The sequence below is a fragment of the Methylophaga sp. UBA5088 genome (genome assembly GCF_002414625.1).
In the GTDB taxonomy this organism is placed as follows: domain Bacteria; phylum Pseudomonadota; class Gammaproteobacteria; order Nitrosococcales; family Methylophagaceae; genus Methylophaga; species Methylophaga marina.
The window spans coordinates 9,294-14,438 of the sequence record NZ_DIAC01000103.1; the positions used below are offsets into that span (position 1 = coordinate 9,294).

Genomic DNA, 5,145 nt, shown 5'->3' on the forward strand with positions numbered 1-5,145 from the left:
CCTGTCCTGGCTGTGGACGTCACCTGTTTGTCAGAGATCATTTTTCTCGGCGTTTGGGCGCCTATATGGGGCTAATGGTAGATGCAGAAGAACCCGGCAATATTCCTGAAGTTGAGGAGATGTACCCATGAGTGTTTTAAATGTGACCGTGGAGAAAGTGGAGCAAATCACTGATGTGGTAAAGCAGTTTACCTTTGTACAGGATAACGGTGAAGCTTTACCGAAATTCTCAGGTGGTAGCCACGTTGTTGTATCAATGGATATTAACGGACGCACGCATCGTAATCCTTATTCGCTCATGAGTTCGCCTGCCAATACCGACAGTTATCAAATTGCTGTTCGTCGTCAGGATAAATCTCGTGGTGGTTCCGTGTTTATGCATGACCAGGTTAAACCTGGAACGAAATTAACCATTACATATCCAGTGAATTTGTTTGCCATCAACCGTCTTGGCAAAAAACATATTTTAGTCGCTGGTGGTATTGGTATTACTCCCTTTATGTCCCAAATCGCTGACTTGAATCGTTTAGGCGCGGACTACGAGCTGCATTATGCCTATCGTTCATCTGAGCATGCGGCTTTTCGTGAACAACTGGAAGAATTATGTGGTGATCGCGTGCATTTTTATGTGGAAGGTGATGGCACTCGCATTGATTTTGGGGACTTACTCGGACAGCAACCATTAGGTACGCATGCTTATGTTTGTGGTCCTGAACCAATGGTGAAAATGATGCTACTGACAGCAAAATATTTAGGCTGGCCCAGCAATCATGTTCATAGTGAGCAGTTTTTAGCTCCACCGGTTGGTGATGAATTCACTGTTGTTCTGAATCAGTCAGCGAAAGAGATCGTTGTCCCGGGTGATATGAGCATGCTGGAAGCGATGGAAGAAGCCGGAGTGGATGCGCCTTTCCTATGTCGTGGCGGTGCTTGCGGTCGTTGTGAGTTAGATGTGCTTGAAACTGATGGTGCTTTGTTACATCACGACCATTATCTCAGTGATGCTGAAAAAGCCGCTGGTAATAAGATTATGCCTTGTGTGTCCCGTGCGAAATGTACCCGACTTGTAGTGAATTTGTGAGGATATGAATTATGAATATGGCATTTAAAAATGAAACATTTCGGGATGACTATACGTTTACCAACTCACCCGAAGCGATTCGTCGTTTTCCTTTTCCGTTTGATAAAGACGAATATATGTATAGCGTCAATATCGAACAACATACCAAAGGGGCTCCAGGCTCAGTATTTGAAAATGTAATCGATCTCGACGAGCATTATCTGGCCGAGTGTGAAGACCGCCGTATTACTCTGGCTGACGACCCTGACAGATGTATTGCTTTGCCACACATGATGGATGCACAGTGGGATATGTTGGAGTTAGGCATGGAGTCTTTAGCGAAAGACTTCCCAGAGCATTTCCAACTCAGCAGAGATGGCGATAACTGGCATTGGGTGAATAAGCCCTTAGACATTGAGCAAAAATTTGTGTTTGGTGATCTCTCTACCTTACCTATGGAGCCGTTCGAATTTATTAGTCGTCAACTTCAAGGCGACTGGGTCGTGATGGATCAGCGTGATGAGGATTTATTTGCTGATATGGGAATGGTCACCAGTCAGGCGGATTGGTCACTGGCATTTGACGCTGGGATGTCGTTTAAAGAATGGCATGGTCCTGTCCCACAGGCTAATGAAATGGGCATTTTTGAACGGGCATTAAAATATTTATTACATTTGCAATATGGTAGCCCGGTTCGTCGTTTGAACTGGACGATGACAGTCAATCCACGCTTAGATACCTCACCAGAGAATTATCCTATATGGGGACCAGACAACGTTTCTGTCACGGCGAATAATGTGGCAGATAAAGTGTTTCTGCGTGTTGAATTACAGACTTTATTCCGCTTACCAAGAAGCAATGCCATTACCTTTGGTATTCGCGGCTATCTTATCAGTGTGCGTGATATTGCTACTTATCCACGCTGGGCTAAACGTTTACATCGTGTGCTGACAAATCTGCATCCTGATTTGGCTGAATATAAAGGTTTAACCAATTATCGCCAGCTAGTTATTGATTGGTTGGCGCCGATGGATGATGGGGCAGATATCGGAGAAGGTACACATCCAGAATAAGGGATTAAGTTTAGGGGTAATCACTTAGGTTTAAAGGAAAGCAAGATGAAAAAAATAGTTTTGATGGTGGCAACGGCGGCAGCATCAACATTCTCAGTAACCAACGCCCTGGCAGAGGAAGCATCACCACATAGTTTTAGTTCCAACGTTGGAATTTTCAGCCAATATGTATTTCGTGGCATTACATACAGTGATGAAAGACCTGCGTTACAAGGTGGCTTCGACTATGCTCATGATAATGGGCTCTATGCGGGAATATGGGGCTCAACATTAGAAGAAGATGACAATGCGGGTAACAGTCTGGAAGTCGATTTTTATGGTGGTTATTACCATCAATTGACAGACGATATTGGGATTGATGTTGGGTTGCTGCAGTTTTATTACCCTGATCACAAAAAGTATAACGGTGAAAATATTGATACCACCGAAGCCTACCTTGCAGCGACCTGGAAATGGTTTACTGCAAAATACAGCCGGACATTAAGCGACTGGGGTGGTGTGAATAACAAATCAGCCGGTATTGATGGTTATGCCAATGGTGATACCAAAGGCACTGAATATATCGAGTTGAACTTCGCCTACCAATTACCGTGGGAAGTGAATCTGAACTTACATGTAGGTCATCTAGATGTGAAAAACTACAGTGATTTCAATTACACGGACTATATGATTGGTTTAAGTAAAGACCTGACCATTGCTCAGTCTGAAGGCTGGACGGTGGGGATTAACTACACCGATACCGATGCCGATAAAGACTGGTGGACAGGTGTGGATGGTGATAACCGTGGCGATAATCAGTTTATCGGCTATATATCACGATCGTTTTAAGCGTTTCATAAGCGGCAGCAGAGGGTCAAGGATGACTCTCTGTTATTGCTCTGAAGTCATCTGTTCCAGTCCATCCATCATTGCTTGATAATTCTCACTACTGATATCAATGATGATGCCTTCCAGAGTTAATAACTCGTCTGTTCCTGAAAAGATGCCTTTACCGCGCTCCATCACCCATTTGGTTTTATTGCTACGGGTCTGGATACGGTAAATGATTTGAAAACTGCGTTGTTGATTAATCTGTTGCTGGATATATTCCCAAACACGTTGCTGATCCTCAGGATAAATCAGCTGCATATAGTTGAAATGGAGGGAGTTAGTAATTTCATAAGGCTGGTATTCCGTCACTTCCAGGCAGCCTTCACTGACATAATCAAATGTCCAGTTACGATCATTTTTACAACGATAAAGCATGCAAGGCACATTTGGCATGATCATATCGTTGGCTAATCTGGCACTGGCTTTGAGATCGGCAGAAGTTTGTTTGATACGACTGATATCGGTCAGTGTGCCCATGACACTGCTGCGTTCACTGTTGAGGCGAGACGTAGTGGAAGCACGCATTTCAAACCATTGTGAGCGACCATTTTTTGCAATGAGTCGTAATTCAAACTGACTGTGATGGCGTTTGCCTTCAGTCAGTGCATTTATTCGGGCTTCTGCCAGTGGTAGATCTTCCGGGTGAATAAATTGAAATAAGGTTTTTTGCATGCATTCTTGAAGCGTGAAGTCGAGCATGCGTTCCCAGGCGGGATTAAGAAAAATAATTTTTTGATCAACGTTCATTTGAAACACGATTTGATCAAGGCGATCGATAAGATAACCGTAGGTATGATCGATATCCAGTTTGGTTGAAGTCGGTTCAGATGCGGTTGTGGTAGTGAACTGCAACAAGAATTGACCGTGTTGTTGTAATGAGTTTAGAGGAGACAGTGATATTTGAGCCGGGATGGTCGTGCCATCCACATACAGCATTCGTAACATCATAGTTTCGTTCGAACGATGATTATGCTGACGGCTGATAAAGTCTGTCATTTGTTGGTGTGAACTGGGGTGGATCAGATTGGTAAGTGGCAAGTCGGTAATCATGTCACGCATACCATTCATACCTAGTTCTTTTAGAAAGGCATTGTTGGCGAATTTAATGTTATAACCATCTATCACAGCAGCAGGCGTAGATAGTTTGCTGGAGAGGTCCTGGCCCCATATAACATCATCAAAGGCGATGGGGGGGGGCTGGGATTGAGGACGACGTTTTAACCGAGGGTAGAGCGTCATGGCTAATATGGCGGATAAAAACATGGCAAGCACAGCAGCGAGCGTAGATATGTGTACTTTAAATGGGGCGGTGCTATCCCACCAGAAACCCAGTACCAGTACAAAAATGCTGCTTAACATGACCAGACTGAACAAGATGATATTCATGTTTATATCCTTATTTTATTGCCCAGCTTTTGATGAAAAGTTTGCAGCATGATGAAATTAAAACAGCGTCTTAGCGAAATTTTCTGCATTTTTTCCCGACGCACACTCTATACAAAGTGGGTGGTTTTGCTGATATGTATTGCTGCGACTATTTCATTGATGCAGGCTGGGATTTTCTTCCTTTTGGATTATATGCCTTCTGTGCAAATTGCTCTAGCCAAGGTTAACGAGCAGAAATATTATTGGGAAAATCAATTAGTTCATATTGATTTGAAAGATAGTCAGCAGTCACAAAGATTGTTCCACAATATGCAGTCGCATTTTCTCGATACACAAGATCCTGCTGTGCTGTGGATGTTACGTCAAAAGAATGATGACATCGCTGAAGCGGTCAGGCTCATAGAGTCAGAACAAGCCAACTTTTCTCAATTAGCCACACTGAACCTTCGTGCTGCGGTGCAGTTACGCGGAGCAGACCGTTTAGCCTCGGCCTATAAAAACCTTGAACAAGCCCTGCATAAAGATATCGAAATTAAACGAGCCGTATTAATGCTGCTGGAATCGGTCAGTCTGGTGTTTGTACTGAGCTGCATTCTGCTGTTAGTGCTGAGTACCAGAAAGATCTTAGTTGAACGGCTGGATAGACTTTTGGCCTTTATCTACGCCAAAAATAGTGAAAAAAGTGAACTGGATGTGGATGATGAGTTTGCTTTGCTGGAGCATCGGGTTTCAGAGTTATCCGCCAAAATGGAGAGC

At 43.7% G+C, this 5,145-nt stretch carries 4 protein-coding genes and 2 pseudogenes; 5 read left to right on the top strand and 1 reads right to left on the bottom strand.

Annotated elements, in window-relative coordinates; all coding sequences use genetic code 11:
* From B4K20_RS17055 to B4K20_RS12850, 4 genes and pseudogenes are all read left to right on the top strand, one after another.
* Positions 1-131, top strand: a pseudogene (locus B4K20_RS17055) (hypothetical protein); the annotation flags it as partial.
* Positions 128-1,081, top strand: coding sequence for a PDR/VanB family oxidoreductase (locus B4K20_RS12840; RefSeq protein WP_289283172.1), 954 nt, complete (start codon positions 128-130; stop codon positions 1,079-1,081). The pseudogene B4K20_RS17055 and the gene B4K20_RS12840, both read left to right, overlap by 4 nt.
* Before the next feature lie 11 nt (positions 1,082-1,092).
* A complete protein-coding gene (locus B4K20_RS12845; protein WP_289283173.1) occupies positions 1,093-2,133 on the top strand; it encodes a heme-dependent oxidative N-demethylase family protein in 1,041 nt (346 codons plus the stop codon).
* A gap of 45 nt (positions 2,134-2,178) precedes the next feature.
* Positions 2,179-2,961: a TorF family putative porin gene (locus B4K20_RS12850; RefSeq protein ID WP_289283174.1), complete on the top strand. Its 783-nt coding sequence runs from the start codon at positions 2,179-2,181 to the stop codon at positions 2,959-2,961.
* Positions 2,962-3,003: 42 nt separating this feature from the next.
* On the opposite strand, the gene B4K20_RS12855 is transcribed toward B4K20_RS12850, so the two are convergent.
* Positions 3,004-4,389 carry a PAS domain-containing protein gene (locus tag B4K20_RS12855; RefSeq protein WP_289283175.1) on the bottom strand — a complete coding sequence of 462 codons (1,386 nt, stop codon included), beginning with the start codon at positions 4,387-4,389 and terminating at the stop codon, positions 3,004-3,006.
* A 48-nt stretch (positions 4,390-4,437) separates the two neighbouring features.
* Here B4K20_RS12855 and B4K20_RS12860 point away from each other — a divergent pair.
* Positions 4,438-5,145 (top strand): annotated as a pseudogene (locus B4K20_RS12860) (two-component sensor histidine kinase); the annotation flags it as partial.